This is a genomic window from Streptomyces sp. NPDC058955 (assembly GCF_042741435.1).
GTDB lineage: Bacteria > Actinomycetota > Actinomycetes > Streptomycetales > Streptomycetaceae > Streptomyces.
Map to the genome: position 1 here is coordinate 69,758 of NZ_JBHYKM010000001.1, position 19,799 is coordinate 89,556.

19 protein-coding genes and 1 pseudogene are annotated in these 19,799 nt (G+C 72.2%); 12 read left to right on the forward strand and 8 right to left on the reverse strand.

Annotated elements, in window-relative coordinates; translation table 11 throughout:
- Positions 1 to 133: 133 nt before the first annotated feature.
- Together ACFW1I_RS00320 and ACFW1I_RS00325 are read right to left on the reverse strand one after the other, a co-directional pair.
- Positions 134 to 1,054 carry a universal stress protein gene (locus tag ACFW1I_RS00320; protein WP_384664609.1) on the reverse strand — a complete coding sequence of 307 codons (921 nt, stop codon included), beginning with the start codon at positions 1,052 to 1,054 and terminating at the stop codon, positions 134 to 136.
- A complete protein-coding gene (locus tag ACFW1I_RS00325) occupies positions 1,051 to 1,956 on the reverse strand; it encodes a universal stress protein (RefSeq protein ID WP_384664610.1) in 906 nt (301 codons plus the stop codon). Before ACFW1I_RS00325 ends, ACFW1I_RS00320 begins: the two co-directional genes overlap by 4 nt.
- Positions 1,957 to 2,181: 225 nt before the next feature.
- Here ACFW1I_RS00325 and ACFW1I_RS00330 point away from each other — a divergent pair, with 225 nt between their 5' ends.
- Positions 2,182 to 3,039 (forward strand): universal stress protein, encoded by an 858-nt coding sequence (locus tag ACFW1I_RS00330; protein ID WP_384664612.1) that lies wholly within the window; start codon positions 2,182 to 2,184, stop codon positions 3,037 to 3,039.
- A 141-nt stretch (positions 3,040 to 3,180) separates the two neighbouring features.
- Here the strand turns inward: ACFW1I_RS00330 and ACFW1I_RS00335 are convergent, their stop codons facing one another.
- The gene (locus ACFW1I_RS00335) at positions 3,181 to 3,918 is read right to left on the reverse strand and encodes a helix-turn-helix domain-containing protein (RefSeq protein ID WP_384664854.1); all 738 of its coding nucleotides are present in this window, start codon (positions 3,916 to 3,918) and stop codon (positions 3,181 to 3,183) included.
- Positions 3,918 to 4,817: a universal stress protein gene (locus ACFW1I_RS00340; protein ID WP_384664856.1), complete on the reverse strand. Its 900-nt coding sequence runs from the start codon at positions 4,815 to 4,817 to the stop codon at positions 3,918 to 3,920. The genes ACFW1I_RS00335 and ACFW1I_RS00340 overlap by 1 nt, the downstream gene beginning before the upstream one ends.
- A gap of 173 nt (positions 4,818 to 4,990) precedes the next feature.
- Between ACFW1I_RS00340 and ACFW1I_RS00345 the strand changes: the two are divergent.
- Positions 4,991 to 5,074: pseudogene (locus ACFW1I_RS00345) on the forward strand (hypothetical protein); the annotation flags it as partial.
- A gap of 124 nt (positions 5,075 to 5,198) precedes the next feature.
- Positions 5,199 to 5,384: a BON domain-containing protein gene (locus ACFW1I_RS00350; RefSeq protein ID WP_384664614.1), complete on the forward strand. Its 186-nt coding sequence runs from the start codon at positions 5,199 to 5,201 to the stop codon at positions 5,382 to 5,384.
- On the opposite strand, the gene ACFW1I_RS00355 is transcribed toward ACFW1I_RS00350, so the two are convergent.
- Entirely contained in the window at positions 5,371 to 5,742 is a 372-nt protein-coding gene (locus ACFW1I_RS00355; RefSeq protein ID WP_384664615.1) for a DUF1918 domain-containing protein, read from the reverse strand. The genes ACFW1I_RS00350 and ACFW1I_RS00355 overlap by 14 nt on opposite strands.
- A 108-nt stretch (positions 5,743 to 5,850) precedes the next feature.
- On the opposite strand from ACFW1I_RS00355, the gene ACFW1I_RS00360 reads away from it, so the two are divergent.
- Genes ACFW1I_RS00360 through ACFW1I_RS00395 form a run of 8 tightly spaced genes read left to right on the forward strand, consistent with a single transcriptional unit; the run spans position 5,851 to position 13,552 of the window.
- Positions 5,851 to 6,528, forward strand: a complete 678-nt coding sequence (locus ACFW1I_RS00360) for a CBS domain-containing protein (RefSeq protein WP_384664616.1) — start codon at positions 5,851 to 5,853, stop codon at positions 6,526 to 6,528.
- Positions 6,525 to 8,327 carry an acetate--CoA ligase gene (gene acsA, locus ACFW1I_RS00365; protein ID WP_384664617.1) on the forward strand — a complete coding sequence of 601 codons (1,803 nt, stop codon included), beginning with the start codon at positions 6,525 to 6,527 and terminating at the stop codon, positions 8,325 to 8,327. Before ACFW1I_RS00360 ends, acsA begins: the two co-directional genes overlap by 4 nt.
- Positions 8,327 to 9,391, forward strand: a complete 1,065-nt coding sequence (gene pdhA, locus ACFW1I_RS00370) for a pyruvate dehydrogenase (acetyl-transferring) E1 component subunit alpha (RefSeq protein WP_384664619.1) — start codon at positions 8,327 to 8,329, stop codon at positions 9,389 to 9,391. The genes acsA and pdhA overlap by 1 nt, the downstream gene beginning before the upstream one ends.
- Positions 9,388 to 10,398, forward strand: coding sequence for an alpha-ketoacid dehydrogenase subunit beta (locus tag ACFW1I_RS00375; RefSeq protein ID WP_384664621.1), 1,011 nt, complete (start codon positions 9,388 to 9,390; stop codon positions 10,396 to 10,398). The genes pdhA and ACFW1I_RS00375 overlap by 4 nt, the downstream gene beginning before the upstream one ends.
- Before the next feature lies 1 nt (position 10,399).
- Positions 10,400 to 11,752, forward strand: coding sequence for a 2-oxo acid dehydrogenase subunit E2 (locus ACFW1I_RS00380; RefSeq protein WP_384664623.1), 1,353 nt, complete (start codon positions 10,400 to 10,402; stop codon positions 11,750 to 11,752).
- Complete coding sequence (locus tag ACFW1I_RS00385) at positions 11,749 to 12,018, forward strand: phosphopantetheine-binding protein (protein WP_384664625.1); 270 nt, start codon at positions 11,749 to 11,751, stop codon at positions 12,016 to 12,018. Before ACFW1I_RS00380 ends, ACFW1I_RS00385 begins: the two co-directional genes overlap by 4 nt.
- A complete protein-coding gene (locus ACFW1I_RS00390) occupies positions 12,018 to 12,698 on the forward strand; it encodes a CBS domain-containing protein (RefSeq protein WP_384664627.1) in 681 nt (226 codons plus the stop codon). The genes ACFW1I_RS00385 and ACFW1I_RS00390 overlap by 1 nt, the downstream gene beginning before the upstream one ends.
- Positions 12,695 to 13,552, forward strand: coding sequence for a universal stress protein (locus tag ACFW1I_RS00395; RefSeq protein WP_384664629.1), 858 nt, complete (start codon positions 12,695 to 12,697; stop codon positions 13,550 to 13,552). The genes ACFW1I_RS00390 and ACFW1I_RS00395 overlap by 4 nt, the downstream gene beginning before the upstream one ends.
- A 12-nt stretch (positions 13,553 to 13,564) precedes the next feature.
- On the opposite strand, the gene fdhF is transcribed toward ACFW1I_RS00395, so the two are convergent.
- Genes fdhF through ACFW1I_RS00410 form a run of 3 tightly spaced genes read right to left on the reverse strand, consistent with a single transcriptional unit; the run spans position 13,565 to position 18,260 of the window.
- Complete coding sequence (gene fdhF, locus ACFW1I_RS00400; protein WP_384664631.1) at positions 13,565 to 16,258, reverse strand: formate dehydrogenase subunit alpha; 2,694 nt, start codon at positions 16,256 to 16,258, stop codon at positions 13,565 to 13,567.
- Positions 16,255 to 17,949, reverse strand: a complete 1,695-nt coding sequence (locus ACFW1I_RS00405; protein ID WP_384664633.1) for an NADH-ubiquinone oxidoreductase-F iron-sulfur binding region domain-containing protein — start codon at positions 17,947 to 17,949, stop codon at positions 16,255 to 16,257. Before ACFW1I_RS00405 ends, fdhF begins: the two co-directional genes overlap by 4 nt.
- A 53-nt stretch (positions 17,950 to 18,002) precedes the next feature.
- Positions 18,003 to 18,260: an SHOCT domain-containing protein gene (locus ACFW1I_RS00410; protein WP_384664858.1), complete on the reverse strand. Its 258-nt coding sequence runs from the start codon at positions 18,258 to 18,260 to the stop codon at positions 18,003 to 18,005.
- Positions 18,261 to 18,498: 238 nt separating this feature from the next.
- On the opposite strand from ACFW1I_RS00410, the gene ACFW1I_RS00415 reads away from it, so the two are divergent.
- Positions 18,499 to 19,799: nitrate/nitrite transporter (locus tag ACFW1I_RS00415; RefSeq protein WP_384664635.1), on the forward strand; the 1,301-nt coding region annotated here is incomplete at its 3' end.

Sequence of the window (19,799 nt, forward strand, 5' to 3'; positions counted from 1 at the left end):
GCTCTCGGGGCCGGGGGCTGATCCGGATGCGCTGCATGGTGCTCACCTCTCCGGGGAACCGGCGGACGGACCGGGGTCGTCCTCTCGCCCCACCGTCCCGCGCGGAGGCCGTAGCGCCCCAGTGCCGAGCGGGTCAGCGGGCGGGGGCCGGTCGGGTCGTACCGGAACGGGACCGATCGGCCCATGCAGGGTTGCCGGTCCGCCCCTCGCGCCACGGGAGAGGGACGGTGATCACGGGACACATGGCGCGGTGCAGCAGGCCGTGGACCGTCGAACCCAGCCGCATGCCGGAGTAGCCGCCGCGGCCTCTGCGGCCGACGACCAGGGCGAGGGACTGCTGGGACGCCAGGGCGAGTTGCTCGACCGGGTGTCCTCGAACGACCTCTTGGGAGATGGCAACGTCCGGGTACCTCTGCGCCCACCCGGCCACTGACTCGGCCAGCAGCCGACGGCGTTCGGCCAGCCCCTCGGCCACATCGTCGTGGGCGAGGACGGACGGGGGCCAGACCCAGACGGCGCGAAGTCGCGCCTCGCGCATGCTCGCCTCTTCGACGGCGAAGGCGACCGCGGCCTGTGAGGACTCACTTCCGTCCACGCCGACGACGAGGGTCGGTGGGTGCACGGCGCTGTGTTCGGGTTCGCGGACCACGACGACGGGACATTCGGCCCGCGCAGTCAGCGGGACGACCACGGAACTCTCGCTGAACGCTTCGGCCGCCCTGCCAAGACGGCGCGAGCCCACGACGACGAGTGCGGCGTGCGCCGCCAGGTCGTGGAGCACGGTCGCCGGCACACCGTTCACGAGTTCCGTCGCGGTTCGCAGACCGCCGTGGAGTTCCCGTACGAGGTCTTCGGCGTTGGCGATCGCCGACTCCGCCCGGAGCCGCAGGGCGCTCTGGTGGGCAAGCGCGTCGTAGCGGAGCCTGTCGTGGGCGGGCGGTACGGCGACGACGAGGCGGAGCGCCAGCCCTCTTCGTACGGCCTCGTCGGCGGCCCAGACGAGAGCGGGGATCGACTGCTCCCGGGGGTCGATTCCGAGCAGTATCTCGTTCACGTCTTCTCGACCCGGGTGGCGAAGGCGGGTGGGACGATCTCCACCGGTGAGTGGGCGTGGTGGAGCAGGACGTGGGCGACGCGCCCCAGGGACGGGCCTGCGCCCAGAACACGGTGTTCTCTGCCCATCACGAGCAGATCGGTGTGGGCACTCGCCTCCACCAGGATCCCGGGCGTGCTCGTGCCCGTCTCGACGTGATGGCTGACGATGAGCCCGGGATAGAAGTCACGCACGCGGTCGGCGAGCGCCTTGATCTCGTGCACGCGCTGCCGCGCGATCTCGTCGAGGTCGTCCAGCATGGTCGCGACCATGCCGACGTGGGTGAGCACGTTCCAGACGCTCACCAGTCGCAAGACCGCCTTGCGGGCATCCGCCTCGGCAGCCGCGACGAGCAGCCACCCGAGATCCGAGGCGCCGTGCACGGCTGCCGTCACCGAGCCGGACTCGGGGCGGTCGCTGTCACCGCGGACGACGATCACGGGCGTCTCGGCGCGGGCTGCAACGCCCAGACCCACGGAGCCGAGCATGAGCGCGGAGAAGCCACCGAGCCCCCGGTTGCCCACCACGATCGTGCCCCGGTGGCCGGCGGCCGCCCGGAGGCCGGCGACCGGCTCCTGGCGGCTCAGTTCTTTTGTGACGGCAAGGTCCGGAAAGCGCTCCTGGACCGTGCTCGCGGACTCGATCAGCAGGTCGCGGCCCGCTTCGCGTATCGCCTGGATCGTCTCGGCATTCGCGAAGAGGGCCCGGCGGTCGGTGTCGGCGGCGTGGACGAGATGCAGGGGCCGCCCCCGGCGGTCCGCCTCGGCTGCGGCCCAGAGCACGGCCGTGCGCCCGGAGGGGGACCCGTCGACTCCCACGACGACGTTGCCGAGCTCCGGTCGAGCGGGGATCTCGCTGGTCATGGCTTCCTCCTCCGAGGTACGCCCCTCGCAGGGGCACGTCCCAAGGGGCGACACCTCCCACGCTGACACCGTGGTGGGCATGCTCGCGATGGGCCGTTCGGCCCCGATCGAGACCTGCCCGGCCCTGCTGCCGGGAGGCGCGGCACCACCAGCCTGGAATTCGGGATGTCCTCTCCGATCCGGACCTCGCGCGGAACGGAGCGGACACGACTGAGGAGGCATGCCATGACTGCTCAGGTCACCGTCGGTCTGGACGGCTCGAAGGAAAGCCTCGCCGCCGTGGGCTGGGCGGCGACGGCAGCGGTGCTGCGTGAAGTGCCCCTCCGGCTGGTGCACGTCGAGGAGTGGCCGAACACCCCTGAGGTGCCCCTGCCATACGCCCGCACCATGGGCGAGCGGAGCGAGAGTCTCCTGCGGGATGAGGCGGACCGCGTGCGGAAGGACCACCCCGGCCTCGAAGTACTCACGGAGCGTGCGCGGGGTCGGGCGGCCGAGGAACTGACGGCCGCCGCGAACGAGGCGGATCTGACAGTGCTCGGATCGCGTGGGCTCGGTGGCGTCCGGGGCTTCATCGTCGGCTCGGTCTCCCTTGCCGTCGTCGGCTCGGCGCGCCGGCCCGTCGTCCTCGTGCGCGCGGAGGGCGCCCCCGTGACTCCCGAAGGCGGAATCGTGGTCGGCGTCGACATCTACCACCCGTGCGAGGCCCTGCTCGCGTTCTCGTTCAATGAAGCCGCCCGCAGGAACACGCCGCTGCGCTTCCTGCACAGCTGGACGCTTCCCGCCTCGTACGGCTACGCGGCCGTCATGGATCCCGGGATCGGCGAGGAGCTGGGCGGCCAACTCCTCGGCGGTCTCGACGACCTGGTGGCTCCCTGGCGGAAGCGGTACGCGGGCGTGGACGTGGCGGCCACGGCCGTGGTGGGCTCGCCTGCCTACCAGCTGGTCGAGGCGTCACAGACCGCGCAGCTCGTCATCGTGGGACGCCGGAGCCGGAAGGTCCCCCTCGGCGCGCATCTCGGCCATGTCGCCCACGCGGTCATCCACCACAGCCCCGCGCCGGTCGCCGTCGTCCCCTTGTTGTGAGCGGACGGCGACGACTCCACCGTTGGCCGGCGCGGAAAGACACCATCTCGCTTGCCGCGCTCTACCGGAGCGGGAGAGCGAGGCAACTGACGGACCGGCACTCGCGATCGCTCGCGTGGCGCGACGTTCCCGAGACTCGGCCTACGCAGACCGCGATGCGCGCGACGGCCCTTGATCGGCAGACCCCGACGGCGTGCCGGGCGCGCCCGGCACGCGGATGCGGCGGCCGGTCACGCGGCGCGGCGAGAGCGTCACCATGGTGTCGCGCCCCTCCCCGGCCCACGGCTCCGGGCGGCCGGCGTCCGTGATCCTCTGTACCGAGGTCTCGTCCGACACCGTGCGTACCGGACCGACGAGGAGCACGCTCCAACCCTGGCTGAACGCTTCGTCCAGGCGGTCCTCCTCGAAGGCGACCTCGGCTCCGGACGCCGAAGCGCGCGCGAGGGCCGAGTCGGCGGCGGTCATGAAGACGATCTCCCCGTCGACGACTCGGTAGTTCACAGGGAAGACCGCCGGGCCGTCCTCTCCCTCGACGGCGATCCGGCCGACGCCGTGGCTGTTGAGCAGTTCCCAGCATTCGGCCTCGCCGATCTCCTCCATCCGTGCCCGGTGTCCCGCGTTGCCTCCTCCGGGCGCGAGGTCCGACCCGTACCCGGTGAGATCCTGGACGGTGGTCTCCAGGGCGTTCGCGAGCCTGACCAGGAATTCGCTCCCCGGCATCGGCACCTGCTCCTCGACGTAGGCGATGAAGCTCGGTGCGGAGCCGGCTCGTTCGGCCACTTCCTCCCGGGACAGGCCCAGCTGCGTGCGCCGGGCCGCGACGCGGCGGCCCAGGTCGCTCGTGACGTGCGGCGCGTGCCGGTCATCGGCCGTGTTCATCACCGGTCTCCTTCCCTGGGCTCCGGATTTTGCTGGGGTACGACGGCGACCGGACACGAGGCATGGTGCAGGGCGCGGTGGGCGACCCTGCCGAGTTCCAGGCCGACGAGTCTGTCCCTGCGTCGTGCCCCGACGACCAACAGGTCGGCGGCGGCCGAGCGCTCGGTCAGTACCGTGTGGGCGGGGCCCTCGACCGAGCTCCTGCGCAGGCGGACTTGGGGATGTTCGGACGCCGCGGCCTCAAGGGCCTTGTCGAGCAGTTCGGTGGACTCTTCCGCGAAATAGGCTCCCCCGGCGCGCTTCATCAGCAGGTGGTCGGCCGGTCCGTGCGCCGGTCGTCGCCAGGCGCGGACGACGTCGAGTTCGGCGTCCCGGACCGCAGCCTCACGGAAGGCGAACCGCACGGCCGGCGAGTCGATGTCGTGTTCTCCGACGCCGAGCAGGACGCGCCCGTGGCGTGCCTCCAGTGCCTGCCGATCCCCACGGACGACGACGACCGGGCAGTGGGCCCGGGCGGCCACGACGAGGCTGACGGATCCGAGCAGAAGGTCGGCGAACTCACCGCGCCCTCGGGACCCGACGACAAGGAGGGAGCCGTCCCCTCCCTCCCTGAGCAGCCCGGTGGAGGCGTCCTCAGCGAGGACGTCCGTGGTGACAGGGAGGTCGGGCGCACGGCGCCGGGCGCGTTCGGCCGCGATGCCGGCGATGTTCTCGGCGAGGACCTGGCCCGAGGGCCGGTCTGTGGCCCAGGTCGGCACGACTCCTTCGTACCGCTCCCACATCGAGGCGTGGACGATCCGTAGGGAAACCCCGTGCCGTACCGCTTCGTCGACGCCCCAGTCCAACGCCGTGAGACTGGCATCGGACCCGTCGACTCCTACCACCAGGGGCGACTCCATCGTGCCCACCGCCTTCCGGGTCGAGTGGTGACCTGCTGCCACGCTCGCACCGGGTGGCGGGCGCTGGGTAGGGCCGGTCGGCCCCGGGCGTGGTCCGCCCGGACCACGCGTGACTCAGAGCGCAGAAGCACCGGAGGCCGGTCATGAAGCACCCACGTACCGTCGACGACGTGATGACCCATGCGGTGGTCTCCGCCAGGCTCGACGCACCGGTCAAGGAGATCGTCCGGTCCATGCGGCGCTGGGGCGTGAGCGCGGTTCCCGTGCTGTCGGCCGAGGGGCGGGTGGTCGGCGTGGTGTCCGAGGCGGACATTCTGTGTCGTCAGTCGGGGCGACCTGCTCAAGGTCTACCTGCGCTCCGACGCCGAAGTCGCCGAGGACGTGAGGCACGAACTCCTCACGCACCTGTTCCCGGAAGGCGACACCGCGCTCACCGTACGGGTCGCGGCCGGCGCGGTGACGCTCACTGGGCGCCTGCCCGAGTCCGTATCTGCGGATCTGGCTCTGCGGCTCGCCCGGGCGGTCCCCGGCGTGGTGGACGCGGCCGCGGAGTTCACGACCGCGTAGCGGCCTTCGCGTCATGCGTCGCGTCATGCGCCGGAAAGTGCTGGACCCGCGCGTCCGGGCCCGGGAACACCAGGGTCACCCGGCCCGTGTCCGACCATCGGACGTCGAAGGGGGGAGTTCCGTCGGTGTGGTGCAGCCCGACGATCTCACCGTCACGCCCCTCGTCGCCGACCGTGGCACCACCCACGATCAGCCGGTCTCCGACATGAGCCCACAGCCCGGCGCGTGGCCTCTCCTGGGCTTGCCGTGTTCCGGTCGCAGTCATCGCTCTCGCCTCCCGGCCCCGCGCGCCCGGCCGCGGCCTCCCCGAGACCGGTGCTCTCGCCTCCACCGTGCGTCCTGGCCGGCCGACCGTCATAGGGGCGAACAGTCCCGGAAGGGGACCATTCGGCACTGCCCGAGGGTGGGCTTCGCGCAGCAGGGTGAGATCTACCGGGGCCGCCACGTCCCGTGAAGGAGGACCGTCATGCAGCACCGTACGGTTTTCGAGGTGATGACCCACTCCGTGGTCACTGCCGCCCCGCAGACCTCGTTCAAGGAGATCGCCCGGCTCTTCGCCGAAAACGACGTTTCGGCGGTCCCGGTCGTCGACCCGGACCGACGCCTGCTCGGCGTGGTCTCGGAGGCCGACCTGCTGCGGACCACAGCCGAGCTCCCCGATCCGGAGGGCCGCCCAACGGGCGTCCGATTGCTGTCCCAGGAGAAAGGGTCGCCCGATGCGGAGACGGCCGCCCAGCTGATGACCTCGCCCGCTGTCACGGCCCAGCCGAACTGGAATCTCGTCGAGACGGCCCGGACGATGCACCGCAAGGGGATCAAACGGCTGCCCGTCACCGACGAGACTGGTCGACTCGTCGGGATCATCAGCCGCAGTGACCTGCTGCGCCCCTTCCTGCGCAGTGACACCGCGATCCGCGACGAGATCGAGCACGACGTCCTGTCCGACACTCTGCGCCTCGCCCCCGACACGATCCGTGTGACTGTCGACGACGGAGTCGTCAGGCTGACGGGCCGAGTCGACGAGCGCGCCGACATCCCCGTGATCGTGCGGCTCTGCCGCTCGGTCGACGGAGTGGTCGCCCTGCACGAATCGATCGAGTACTCCTACGACAACCTCGCGCTCGACGTGGAGCAACCGCGATGAAGGCCCTGTGGGTGGCCCCGGTCATGCCCGACTACGAGAGTGCCCGGGACACGTTCTCCTGGCGGCGCGCACGGTCCCGGCTCGCCGGGCTGCCGGACGGCGGCATCAACATCGGGTACGAGACCGTCGACCGGCACCTGCGGGAGGGCCACGGCGAACACGTCGCGCTGCGCTGCATCGCCCGTGACGGATCGGTGCAGACGGTGACCTTCACCCGACTCGCGGCCGAGAGCTCCCGCTTCGCGCACGTACTGGAGACACTGGGCGTGGAACGCGGCGAGCGGGTGTTCACCCTACTCGGCCGCCGGTTCGAGCTGTACAGCACCGTCCTCGGCACGCTGCGTGCCGGAAGAGTCCTGTGCCCCCTGTTCACCGCCTTCGGACCCGAACCCGTCGCGCTGCGCATGGGGTTGGGCAACGCCAGGACCCTGGTCACGACCCGGGAGCTGTATGAGCGCAAGGTGGCCCCGATACGGTCCCGACTTCCGCACCTGCGCCACGTCCTGCTCCTCGACCCCGGCACCGACCCACCCCCGGACACCCTCTCCTTCCCCGCTCTCACGTCCGCCGCGCCGGACGAGTACACGGTGGGGCCGACCGATCCGGCCGAGCCGGCACTGCTGCACTTCACCAGCGGCACGACGGGCACGCCCAAGGGCGCGATACACGTGCACGAGGCGGTCCTCGCCCATCACGTCACCGCCGCCTATGCCCTGGATCTGCACGAGGGCGACGTCTTCTGGTGCACGGCCGACCCCGGATGGGTCACCGGCATGTCGTACGGCATCATCGCCCCGCTCACCCATGGGGTGACGACCGTCGTCGACGAAGGGGACTTCGCCCCCGCCCGCTGGTACGGGATCCTCGCCGACCAGCAGGTCACCGTCTGGTACACGGCCCCGACCGCGCTGCGCATGCTCATGCGGGCCGCGCCACGCGGTGGCGACGCGACGCCTGCCACGCGCCACGACCTCTCCGCCCTCCGGTTCGTCGCGAGCGTCGGCGAGCCGTTGAATCCCGAGGCCGTGCACTGGGGCCAGGAAGCGCTCGGGCTACCGGTCCACGACACCTGGTGGCAGACCGAGACGGGCGCCATCATGATCGCCGACTTCGCAGCCGATCCCGTACGGCCCGGTTCGATGGGCCGACCGATTCCCGGTGTCGAGGCCGCCGTACTGGCATGCGGCGAGGACGGGCGGGCCGCTGTCACCGGCGGGCACGTCCAGATCCTCCAGGAGCCGGGTGCCCAGGGCGAGCTCGCCCTGTGGGCCGGCTGGCCGTCGATGTTCCGCGGTTACCTCCACGAACCGAGCCGGTACGAAGCGTGCTTCGCGGACGGGTGGTACCTGACGGGCGACCTCGTCAGCCGCGACGCCGACGGCTGGTACTGGTTCGTGGGTCGGGCCGACGACGTCATCAAGTCCGCGGGGCACCTCATCGGGCCGTTCGAGGTGGAGAGCGCGCTCATGGAGCATCCGGCCGTCGCCGAGGCCGGTGTCATCGGACGTCCGGATCCGCTGGCCGGTTCGATCGTCAAGGCGTTCGTGCTGCCGCGCCCCGAGTATCCGCCCAACGACGAACTGGGGCGCGACGTCATGGCGTTCGCCCGACGGCGCCTCGGCCCGGCCGTCGCTCCCCGGGAGATCGAGTTCGTCGAGGACCTGCCCCACACCCGCAGCGGCAAAGTGATGCGCCGCCTGCTCCGAGCCCGAGAACTGGGCCTGCCCGAAGGCGATGTGTCAACGCTGGAGGCACCCGAACCGGCCGGGACGGTCGGCATGTCCGGGAAGGAGCCGTGATGGCCACCGCACACGACGGCATGTCCGCCGGGACGTCGCAGAAGAAGCGTCACCGTCGCACTCGTAGAGCCGCGACACCCTCCCCCGCTCCTGCGGCATCCCACGACCTGGACCTCCTGCGGCAGATGCTGCTCATCCGGCGGTTCGAGGAACGGTGCGTCGAGCTGTACAGCGCGGCGGCGATTCGGGGCTTCGTCCACCTGTACATCGGCGAGGAGGCGGTGGCGGTCGGCGTCCACCAGGCGCTCGACGAGCGGGACGCGGTCGTCTCCACGTACCGCGAACACGGCCACGCGCTGGCCCGTGGGGTACCGCCCGAGGCCGTGATGGCGGAGATGTACGGGAAGACCACCGGGTGCAGCCACGGCCGCGGCGGCTCCATGCACCTCTTCGACTCCGACCGCCGTTTCTACGGCGGCAACGCGATCGTCGGCGGCGGACTGCCGCTCGCGGCCGGTCTTGCCCTCGCCGACCGGATGCGCGGCGAGTCCCCGGTGACCTGCTGCTTCTTCGGTGACGGGGCCTTCGCCGAGGGCGAGTTTCACGAGACCGCCAACCTGGCGGCCCTCTGGGAACTGCCCGTGCTCTTCGTCTGCGAGAACAACCTGTACGCGATGGGGACGGCCCTCGCCCGCGAACACGCACAGACGGACCTCGCCCTGCGGGCCGCGTCGTACGGCATGGCGGCCTGGGCCGTGGACGGCATGGACGTACACGCCGTGGAGAAGGCGGCACGCGGGGCTGTCGAGTCCATGCGCGCCGGCAACGGACCGCACTTCCTGGAGATGCGGACGTATCGCTTCCGAGCACACTCGATGTACGACCCCGACCGGTATCGGCCGAAGGAGGAGGTCGAGGAGTGGAAGCGGCACGACCCCGTCACGGGCCTCACCGACCGCATGACCGCAGCCGGTCTCCTCGACACCGCCGCGCTGGAAGCACTGGACCACGAGGTCATGGAGGAGATCGACCGAGCCGTCCGGGCGGCCGAACAGGCACCCGAGGAGCCGACCGAAGACCTACTGCTCCATGTCACCGGTCGACACGAGGAGGCTCCGTCATGACCACGCGTACGCGACCGCGGGCCCATCCCGACGACGGCACCACCACGTACAGGGAGGCCCTGCGAGAGGGGCTGCGCGCGGCCCTGGCCTCGGACGACCGGGTCTTCCTCATGGGCGAGGACGTGGGCCGTTACGGCGGCTGCTTCGGCGTGAGCCTCGGCCTCCTGGAGGAGTTCGGACCGGATCGCGTCCGGGACACGCCTCTGTCGGAGTCCGCGTTCGTCGGAGCCGGCATCGGCGCCGCCCTGGCCGGGATGAGGCCCGTCGTCGAGATCATGACGGTCAACTTCAGCCTGCTGGCCCTCGACCAGATCCTCAACAACGCCGCCACCTTGCGCCACATGTCCGGCGGACAGCTCGGAGTGCCGCTGGTGATCCGCATGACGACCGGCGCGGGACGACAGCTGGCTGCCCAGCACTCCCACAGCCTCGAAGGCTGGTACGCGCACATCCCCGGGCTCCGGGTCCTGGCGCCGGCCACGGTCGACGACGCCCGCCATGTGCTGGCGGCCGCGCTCGCCGACCCCGATCCGGTCCTGCTCTTCGAACACGGCAGCCTCTACAACGCGGTCGGCATGCTCGATCCGGCGGTCCACGATGTCGACCTGGACCGCGCGGCCGTCCGCCGCGAGGGCACCGACGTCACGATCGTCGCGTACGGCGGTTGCGTGCCCAAAGCCCTCGAAGCCGCAGAGGCGATGGCCGGGGAGGGAATCAGCGCGGAGGTCGTCGACCTGCGGACGCTGCGGCCCCTGGACGACGCCACGGTCGTCGGCTCGGTCCGCCGGACCCACCGGGCCGTCGTGGTGGACGAGGGCTGGCGCAGCGGCAGTCTGTCGGCCGAGGTCGAGTCGCGTATCTGCGAACAGGCGTTCTTCGACCTTGATGCGCCCGTGGAACGGGTCTGCAGCGCGGAGGTCCCCATTCCGTACGCCCGTCGGCTGGAGGAGGCGGCGCTCCCCCAGCCGTCCGGAATCGTGGCGGCGGCGCGCCGGGTGGTGAGCTGAGATGGCCGAGTTCACCATGCCGTCGCTCGGCGCCGACATGGACGAGGGCCTACTTTCCGAGTGGCTGGTGCATCCAGGTGACCAGGTGACGCGGGGCGACGTCATCGCCGTGGTCGAGACCGCCAAGTCCGCGATCGAGGTGGAGTGTTTCGACACCGGCACGGTCGAGGCCCTCCTCGTCGACGAGGGCACCACCGTGCCGGTGGGCACCCCGCTGGCACGTATCGGCACGACCGCCGAGAGCCGGCCCACCGAAAGGCAGCCCACCGGCCAAAGACAGCCTGTCGCCCAAAGACAGCCCGTCGAAAGCTCGCCGCCGTCGACACCCCTGGTCCGCCGTCTCGCCGAGGACCGGCACGTCGACCTCGCCGCCGTCCATGGTTCGGGCCCCCGAGGCAGGATCACACGCGCGGACGTGGAACACGCGGAACCGAAGCCGGAAGCTGCGCCGGCACCAGAGCGCGACAAGGCCGCGTCGACGCCACGGCCGGCGAAGCCGGTGCGCACTGACGACTCGACGGGGAAGCGTCCCGCTCCGGCGCGGGTGAAGTCCTCACCGCTCGCGCGGCGGTTGGCCACGGAACTCGGCGTCGACCTCACCGAGGTGACCGGCACGGGGCGGGGCGGCACCGTCCGTGCCGAGGATGTCCGTTCCGCCGCAGCCGCCGCGGGCGCACCACGGCCGGCCGTCCCGGATGCGGCACGGGCGGCGACCGCCCGGCTCATGAGCCGGTCCAAGCGGGAGATCCCGCACTTCTACCTCTCCACGACCGTGGACATGGCAGCGGCACTGGAGTGGATGCACACTCGCAACCGCGAACTGCCGCTGTCCGCCCGTCTGGTGCCCGCCGCGCTCACCTTCAAGGCCGTCGCGATGGCTGCGCGCAAAGTGCCCGAGCTCAACGGGCACTGGGGCGACGACGGCTTCGTCCCGGCGGAGGAGGTACGGCTGGGCGTCGCCGTTTCCCTGCGGGGCGGTGGTCTTGTCGCCCCGGCCCTCGCACACGCCGACACGCTCTCCGTGGCCGAGGTGATGGCCGCACTCAAGGATCTGGTGGCACGGGCACGGGGAGGTCGACTCCGAGCGTCGCAGACCGCCGATCCCAGTCTCACCGTCACGAACCTCGGCGACCAGGGCGTCGAGGCGGTGTTCGGCGTCGTCTACCCGCCGCAGGTCGCGCTCGTCGGCCTCGGCAGGATCGTCGAGCGGCCGGTGGCCGTGAACGGCCTACTGGGAGTGCACCCCGTGCTGACGGCGACGCTGTCCGCCGATCACCGGGCCGCCGACGGTGCCACCGGCGCGCGTTTCCTGACCACCATGGACCGGCTCCTGCAACAACCGGAGGAACTGTGAACCACGACCAGGCCAAGGAGTTCGTTCGGCAAGCCGTGCAGCGTGTCGTCCCCGGCGCCGAGTTCACCGGGCTGGATCCCCGCGTGTCGCTGAGGGACGCGTTCGAGATGGATTCGCTGGACTTCCTCGAGTTCGTCGAGGCGCTCGCCGAACTCAGCGGGACGGAACTCACCGAGGACGACTATCCGGCCCTCGACACCTGGGACGGCTGCGCCGCTCGCCTGGTGGGCGAGGAACGTACACCCGCACAAGAAAGGAGAGGGTGATGCGTCACCGCAGGATCGGCGAACTGATGACGCGCGAAGTGGTGAGTGTCCGCGGCGACGCCTCGTTCAAGGAGGTCGCCCGCACGCTCTCACAGCACCGGGTGACCGCTGTTCCCGTGCTGAACGGCGGGGGCAGGGTAGTTGGCGTGGTTTCGGAGGGGGATCTGCTCCGCAAGACCGCCGACCAGGCCGCCGCACCGGGTGATCGGCCGGCCGTTCCGAACCTGGAGGCATGGGAGCGCGCCAAGGCCGAGGGGACACGGGCCGAGGAGCTGATGTCGGCACCCCCCGTGTGCGCCCGCCCGGACTGGACCGTGGCGGAGACGGCGCGGCTGATGGAGGTCCAGGGGATCAAGCGGCTCGTCGTCGTCGACGACGAGGACCGGCTGGTGGGCATCGTGAGCCGCCGCGATCTGCTCGGCATCTTCCTCCGCCAGGACGACGACATCCGCCGGGAGATCGTCGAGGACGTGCTCCGCGACACGCTGCGTCTCGGACCGGCCGTGCTCACCGTCGAGGTACATGACGGGCGGGTGGACCTCGCCGGCAGGCTGCGCTTCCGGGGCATGATCCCGGCGATCGAGCGCATGGTCGCGACCGTCGACGGCGTGGTCTCGGTCTCCTCCACCCGTCTCACGTACGACACAGATGACACCGCACGAGGAGGTACGCGGTCATGACGCGGAACATCGTGGTCGGCCTGGACGGCACGGAACAAGCGACCGCCGCCGCGGAATGGGCGGCCGAGGAGGCTCTGCTGCGCGGCACCGGCGTGCACCTGGTGTGCGCCAAGGAACCGGTACCGGAGAGCGTGCTGGCATTCATGCCGCGAGGGGCCGACGAGACGTGGGCCGAGGAGATGCTGTCGCGCACCGCCGCACGCCTGCGCGAGCGCCGTCCCAGCCTGTCGGTGACCACCCGCCTGCTGCCCACAGGGCCCGTGCCGGGCCTCGTCGCCGCAGCCGAGGAGAGCGAGCTGCTCGTTCTGGGCTCACGGGCCCTCGGCAGTGTGGCCGGCTATCTGCTCGGCTCGGTCGGCCTGACGGTCGCCGGTGCGGTCGAACGCCCTGTCGTGCTGGTACGGGCCGACAGCGGGGCGACCGATCCGAGAGGCCCGGTCGTGGTCGGGACCGACGTGCGACGGCCCGTGGACGCCGTGCTGGGCTTCGCCTTCGAGGAAGCCGCCCGGCGTGACTCCCGGGTCCATGTCGTGTACGCGGAGCAGCTTCCGCCGTTCGCCGGCCTGGGGCCCGCCATGGTCCCGGACGTCCGCCTTGCCCTGGCTCCGGAGATCGAGCGTTCGCTGGAAGAGCTGCTGGAGCCTTGGCGCGCGAAGTACCCCGACGTCGAGACCACTGCCCGCGTGGTGGTCGGATCGGCCGGCCTCGAACTGGTTGAGGCCGCCGGGGACGCCGCGCTCGTGGTGGTGGGTCGGCGCACTCGCCATTCGGCTCTGGGCGCGCGCATCGGGAGCGTGGCCCACGCGGTGCTGCACCACAGCCCGGTGCCCGTGGCCGTCGTGCCCCACGCCTGAACTCGGTGCCGATCAGCCCTCGCGTGCCGTCGGCCGCAGCCGTACCGCAGTGACCTTGTACTCCGGACACGAGGTCACGGTGTCGGCGTGCTCCGAGGTGAGGGAGTTGACGCCGCTGGCCGGGAAGTGGAACGCGCAGAAGACCTGTCCCGGGGCGAGTTCCGTGCCGACGCGGGCGACGAGTCGTGCCTGCCCGTGCCGGCTCTCGACGGTGACCGGTGTGCCGTCCCGTACTCCGAACCGGGCGGCGTCCTCGGGGTTCAGGTCAAGGCGGTCGTTCGCGTCGAGGAGGAGATTTCCGCCGCGCCGGGTCATGCTTCCGGAGTTGTAGTGGGCCCAGCGGCGCCCCGTGACGAGGACCAGTGGATAGTCCTGGTCCGGTTCCTCGCCGGGTGGCAGATACGGGGCCGCCGACAGGTGGGCGCGTCCGTCGGGCGTGGCGAACTCGTCGGCGTACAGCGTGGCTTCGCCCGGCCGGTCGGGTGCCGGGCAGGGCCAGGGTACGGCCCCCTCCCGGTCGAGTCGCTCGTGCGAGAGACCCGCGAAGAGAGGTGTCACACGTCCGCACTCCGCGAGTGCCGCGGCCGGGGTAGGACACCCCAGGTCGGCACCGAGAGCAGCGGCGACGGCGTGCACCACCTCGAAGTCGGAGCGCGCCGTGCCCGGCGGAGCCACCGCCGGCCGTACGCGCTGGAAGCGGCGGTCGAAGTTGACGAAGGTCCCGTCCTTCTCCAGCCACGAGGCCACGGGCAGGACGACATCGGCGTGCCGGGCGGTCTCGCCGCGGAATAGCTCGTTGACGACGACCAGCGGGCAGGCGTCGAGAGCCTGGGCCACGCGTCGGCTGTCGGGGTCCGTCGCGCACACGTCCTCGCCGATGATCCACAGCGCCCGCAGCCTGCCTTCCCGGGCCGCCGCGAACATCTCGGGGATGCGCAACCCTGGTGTCGGTGGGACCGGTCGGCCCCACACCGCCTCGGCGCGGGCGCGGGCCTCCGGGTCGGTGACACGGCCGTAGCCGGGGAGCAAGTCGGGCAGGGCTCCCATGTCGGAGGCGCCTTGCACGTTGTTCTGGCCGCGCAGGGGGCTGATGCCGAAGCCTCGGCCGGTGCCACCGACGGCACCACGCAGGATGGGGAGGTTCGCCAGGCTCCGGACGCCGTCGGTGCCGTGCAGGTGCTCGGTGACGCCGAGCCCGTACAGGACGGCGGGGTGCTCCGCACGCCCGTAGAGCCGGGCGGCCTTCCTGATGTCGTCGGCGGGGACGCCCGTGATCCCGGCGACCCGCTCGGGCGGGTGGTCGGCCAGCAGGTCGGTGAGTTCGTCGAGCCCGGTGGCGCGGTCGCGGAGGAAGTCGGGGTCGGTCATGTCCTCGTCGACGAGGACGTGGGCGAGGCCGTGGAAGAGAGCGACGTTCGTGCCGGGGCGGGGGCGCAGGTGCAGGTCGGCGTGGCGGGCGAGCCCCACGGAACGGGGATCGGCGACGACAAGGGAGGCACCCGCGAGGGCGCGCTGGAGGAGTCGGGCGCCGACGACGGGGTGGGCCTCGACGGGGTTGGCGCCGACGACCAGAAGGCAGTCGGCGGTCTCGACGTCGTCGAAGGGGTCGGTGCCCCCGGCCCCCCCCCAGGTCGCCCGGTTGCCCGCGGCGGACCGTGCGTGGCACAGGCGGGAGCAGTTGTCGACGTTGTTGGTGCCGATCACGGTCCGCAGGAACTTCTGAACGAGGTAGTTCTCCTCGTTGGTGGCGCGGGCGGAGGAGATCGCGGCGACCGCGTCGGGGCCGCCGTCACGGACGGCCGCGCGCAGGCCGTCCGCGATCCGGGCCACGGCCTCATCCCAGCTCGCGGGCCGCAGGACTCCGTTCTCACGGAGCAGGGGCTCGGTGAGACGCTCGGCGGCGCCGAGGTACCCGTACGCGAAGCGGCCCTTGACGCAGGCGTGGCCCTGGTTGACCGGCCCGTCCCGGGCGGGCAGCACGGCGGTGACGCGGTCCTCGCGGACGACGACGTCCAGGGTGCAGCCGACGCCGCAGTAGCCGCAGGTGGTCCGCACGCGGTCATCGGGGGTCTGCCGCGATGTGAGGCCGTGACCGGGTCCGGGCTGCGTAATCGCCCCGGTGGGGCAGGTGTCGACGCAGCCGCCGCAGGACACGCAGTCGGATTCGGCCCAGTCGCCGCCGGTGCCCGGGGCGACGACCGTGTCGACGCCGCGCCTGGTGAGGGTGAGCGCGAACGTGCCCTGGACGTCGGAGCACATCCGTACGCAGCGCCCGCACGCGATGCACAGGTCGCGGTCGAGGTGGACGTACGGGTGGCTCTCGTCCCGCCCGCGCGTGGAGTCACCGGCGGCCGCGTCCGCCGGGATACCCAAGGCCCGGCACGCCTCGGCCAGTTCACTGTGGGCGCTGTCGGAGAGCGCGTACGGCGGGAGCGCCGAGGCGATCAGGGCGACCGCGTCCCGGCGCAGCTCGCGCAGGCCCGCGTCGGCGGTGTCGACGGTGAGGTCCGGAACCGCGGGTGTGACGCAGGCGGCGACGGTCCGGCCGTCGGCGCGGACCAGGCAGGTCCGGCAGGAGCCTGCCGGCCGGAGGCGGTCGTCGTGGCAGAGGGCGGGCAGGTCGGCTCCGGTGGCACGCACGGCGTCGAGCAGCGTGGCCCCGGCGGGCAGTTCGACCGGAACGCCGTCGACCTGGAGCCGGGTCATCGGTCCCATCCTTCCAGGGCCGGCCCGTAGGCGCGGGCAAGGCTGCGGACGGCGGCGGGGACACGGCGGCCGAAGGCGCAGAGGCTCGCCTCGCCCATCAGCCGTGCCATTCGCTCGTAGGTCTCCCCCGGCCCACCCCGGTCCTGTGCGAGTTCGAGCCCTCGGCGGGTACCCACCCGGCAGGGCGAGCAGGCTCCGCAGCTTTCGTCGGCGGCGAACTCCCAGATGTGTCGCAGGAGTTCGTACGGATCGGTGCCGGCGTCGAAAGCGACCATGCCGGCGTGCCCGAGAGCGGCATCATGCTCGGCGAGAGCGGCCGTGGTGAGCGGGACGTCGAGCGCGGTCCCGGCGAGGAAGCCCCCGAGAGGGCCGCCGATCTGGAGGGCGACCAGCTCACGCCCTTCCTTCAGGCCACCGCCGAACCGGGTGACGATCTCGCCGACAGGAGTGCCGAGTTCGACCTCGTAGGCACCGGGGCGGGCGAAGCGTTCGGACAGGCAGACCAGTTTGGTGCCGGTCTCGTCCGGTACGCCGCGTCGGGCGTAGGAGGCTCCGCCGTGGGCGACGATCCAGGGGATGGCCGCCAGCGTCTCCACGTTGTTGACCACCGTCGGCGCGTCCCACAGGCCGTGGTCCGTGGGGTAGGGGGGACGGGGGCGCGCACAGCCGCGAGCGCCTTCCAAGCGGGCGATCAGGGCGGTCTCCTCACCGGAGACGTAGGAACCGGCTCCTTCGACGATCTCGACGAACGGCCGCGGACCGGCCGCCCCGACCGAGGGAGCCAGGTCGCCCGCCTCCGTCGCGCGCGCCACCGCCCACCGCAGCTGGGCCATGGCTCTCGGGTACTCGGAGCGCACCAGGACGATCCCGCGCCCGGCGCCACAGGCGAAGCAGGCCAGCGCGAGTCCGGTGAGGACGCGCTCGGGGTCCTCCTCCATGAGCAGCCGGTCGGCGTACGAGCCCGGGTCGCCCTCGTCCCCGTTGGCGACGACGACCGCACCCGGCTTCCCCGCCGCCGCGGCCCACTTGGCAGCCACGGGGAATCCGGCTCCGCCGCGCCCGCGCAGTCCTGAGGCGGCGGTCTCCTTCTGTACGTCATCGGGCCGCAGCCCGGTCACCGCTGCCCGCCACACCTCCCAGGCGTCCTGCCCTCCCACGATCCCGGCGAGCAGGACGGGCGCCCCGGTGGTGTCGGCCACGGGGATGCCGGGCGTGCGCGGTTCCGTCCGCCCGCCGAGCTGGTCGGCCAGGTCCGGGCCCGTAAGGGGAAGGGTGCCGTCGAGGGCGGCGGGGCCCGCGTAGCAGTAGCCGAGGCAGTGCACGGTCTGCAGCGACGTCGCACCCGCCTCGTCGACCGCGCCCGCCGTCACTCCGAGCGCCCGCTCGACCTCCGCCAGATGACGGCCGCCCCGCGCGGCGAAGCACGCCGTCGCGGTGCACACCCGGACATGCCGCGCGCCCCCCGGGGGGGCGCGGTCGGGGGAGGAGGTGGGCGGGCCCCGGCCCCCCGCCGCCGGAAGCCCGGCTGCCTCCGCGACCTGGGGAGCCCACGTCCCGGGCTCTTCACCGGTACCCGACCTGGCACGCTCCAGCGCGGCCGGCAACAGCCCTCCACGCCCTCCGTGCCGTGCGGTCAGCTCACGGAGCGCATCTGAGCGTCGACCCGGCTTCCCGGGCATCCGAGCGACCATGCTCCCAGGGTGACCGGCCGGTCCCCCGCCCGCATCCCGGCCGGTCATGGGGCTCACGGTTCCGCGCTGCGCAAGGCGGTCAGTCGCCGACGGTACTCCTCCTCGTCGATGTCACCACGCGCCAGTCGCTCGCTCAGGATCTGCTCGGCCGACACGGCGGGCCGAGACCCCGGCGGTCGATGCGAAGCGCGGTCCAGCGTGCGGAAGAGCATCACCGCGATGGTGATGAGCAGGCCCCAGAACAGCACCATGCCGGCCGACATGGCGAACCATCCCCATCCGTTCATGCCGTCGCCGTACCAGAACATCATGGCCACTCACACTCCCGGCGGCGGACCGGCAGGCGCCGGACGCCCCTGCCTCTGGTCCATCCACCACTCCCACCGTGCGCTGCCCCAGGACGCCCGCACAGGGCCGATCGGCCCCTGGCCGGGGGCCGGACGGTCACGGAACGGTACGAGTGGCCCTTGGGAGCCGGGGCCCGGCGGCCGGAGAGTGGGGAACAGCACGCCTTACGCCGTCCACGCGGATCACTGCCGGGAGGCCACCATGGTCCGGAACGCGGAGAGCCCGCCGGTCGCGGACGCACCGCGGCCGTGGCAGATGCTGCTCCTCGCCACCACCGGGTTCGCGCTCTGCTTCTGGGCGTGGGCGCTGCTGGCCCCCCTTGGCCCGCGGCTGCGGGATGACCTCGGGCTGAGCTCCTTCGAGCAGTCGCTGGTGGTCGCCGTACCCGTGGTGGTGGGCGCGCTCGGCCGGATCCCGGCGGGGGCGCTGACGGACCGCTGGGGCGCCCGCCGCGTCTTCCCCCTCGTCGCGGCCCTGACGATCCTCCCCGTGCTGTACCTGGGGCACCTGGCCGACTCACTGGCCGAGGTGCTCGCGGGCGGCTTCCTCCTCGGGCTCGGGGGAACGGCCTTCGCTGTCGGCGTGCCGTTCGTCAACGCCTGGTACCCGCCCGCACGGCGGGGCGTCGCCCTCGGGATCTTCGGCATCGGCACCGGTGGTACGGCCCTGTCGGCGTTCACCACCGTCCAGCTCGCCGACTCCGTCGGACGGGCCTTCCCCTTCGATCTCGTGGCCGGCTGTCTCGCTGTGTACGCCGCGGTGGCCTGGTTCCTGCTCCGCGACCGCCCGGGACGCGCGACGGCGACGGGGTCGATGGTGTCGCGCACGGCGCTGGCCATGCGGACGCCGGCCACCTGGCAGCTGGCCTTCCTGTACGCCGTGTCCTTCGGCGGGTTCGTCGCGTTCAGCGTCTACCTCCCGACGTACCTCACCCGGGCCTATGAGCTCGGCCGCTCCGACGCGGCGCTGAGGACGGCAGGATTCGTCGTCCTCGCCGTGGCCATGCGCCCCGTGGGCGGCTGGCTGTCGGACCGGATCCACCCCGTACCCGTGCTGACGGTTTCGTACGGGCTCGTTTCGGTGTGCGCCCTGGTCGCGGCGTTCGAGACGGCGCTGGTCCCCGTGGGAACGGCGGCCTTCCTCGGCATGGCCGCCGGCCTGGGCGCCGGGTCCGGGGCCGTTTTCGCGCTCGTCGCACGTCTGGTGCCGGCCGAGCGGGTCGGCTCGGTGACGGGAGTGGTCGGTGCGGCGGGCGGTCTCGGAGGCTTCTTCCCACCCCTCGTGATGGGAGCGGTCGACAGCGTCGCCCATGACTACACCTGGGGATTCGTCCTCCTCGCCGCCACCGCGACGGCCGCGGGCGCGGGGGCGCCCCCCGCCCCCGCCGCCCGGCCTCGCCCCCCGCCCACCCCCCCCAGCCGGCCGCCCGGCCCCCCCCGCGGGGGGCGGCCGAGTTGCAGCGGCGGGAGCGTGAGCGCCGCGAGTTCGACGCGAAGCTGGCC

What these genes read in the sequence shown, in the direction of transcription:
- fdhF (WP_384664631.1), bottom strand. Translation starts at nt 16,258, where the DNA reads ATGACCCGGCTCCAGGTCGACGGCGTTCCGGTCGAACTGCCCGCCGGG.
- ACFW1I_RS00330 (WP_384664612.1), top strand. Translation starts at nt 2,182, where the DNA reads ATGACTGCTCAGGTCACCGTCGGTCTGGACGGCTCGAAGGAAAGCCTC.
- ACFW1I_RS00380 (WP_384664623.1), top strand. Translation starts at nt 10,400, where the DNA reads ATGGCCGAGTTCACCATGCCGTCGCTCGGCGCCGACATGGACGAGGGC.
- ACFW1I_RS00325 (WP_384664610.1), bottom strand. Translation starts at nt 1,956, where the DNA reads ATGACCAGCGAGATCCCCGCTCGACCGGAGCTCGGCAACGTCGTCGTG.
- ACFW1I_RS00360 (WP_384664616.1), top strand. Translation starts at nt 5,851, where the DNA reads ATGCAGCACCGTACGGTTTTCGAGGTGATGACCCACTCCGTGGTCACT.
- ACFW1I_RS00405 (WP_384664633.1), bottom strand. Translation starts at nt 17,949, where the DNA reads ATGGTCGCTCGGATGCCCGGGAAGCCGGGTCGACGCTCAGATGCGCTC.
- pdhA (WP_384664619.1), top strand. Translation starts at nt 8,327, where the DNA reads ATGGCCACCGCACACGACGGCATGTCCGCCGGGACGTCGCAGAAGAAG.
- ACFW1I_RS00410 (WP_384664858.1), bottom strand. Translation starts at nt 18,260, where the DNA reads ATGATGTTCTGGTACGGCGACGGCATGAACGGATGGGGATGGTTCGCC.
- ACFW1I_RS00340 (WP_384664856.1), bottom strand. Translation starts at nt 4,817, where the DNA reads ATGGAGTCGCCCCTGGTGGTAGGAGTCGACGGGTCCGATGCCAGTCTC.
- ACFW1I_RS00355 (WP_384664615.1), bottom strand. Translation starts at nt 5,742, where the DNA reads ATGACGGTCGGCCGGCCAGGACGCACGGTGGAGGCGAGAGCACCGGTC.
- ACFW1I_RS00335 (WP_384664854.1), bottom strand. Translation starts at nt 3,918, where the DNA reads ATGAACACGGCCGATGACCGGCACGCGCCGCACGTCACGAGCGACCTG.
- ACFW1I_RS00395 (WP_384664629.1), top strand. Translation starts at nt 12,695, where the DNA reads ATGACGCGGAACATCGTGGTCGGCCTGGACGGCACGGAACAAGCGACC.
- ACFW1I_RS00390 (WP_384664627.1), top strand. Translation starts at nt 12,018, where the DNA reads ATGCGTCACCGCAGGATCGGCGAACTGATGACGCGCGAAGTGGTGAGT.
- ACFW1I_RS00375 (WP_384664621.1), top strand. Translation starts at nt 9,388, where the DNA reads ATGACCACGCGTACGCGACCGCGGGCCCATCCCGACGACGGCACCACC.
- acsA (WP_384664617.1), top strand. Translation starts at nt 6,525, where the DNA reads ATGAAGGCCCTGTGGGTGGCCCCGGTCATGCCCGACTACGAGAGTGCC.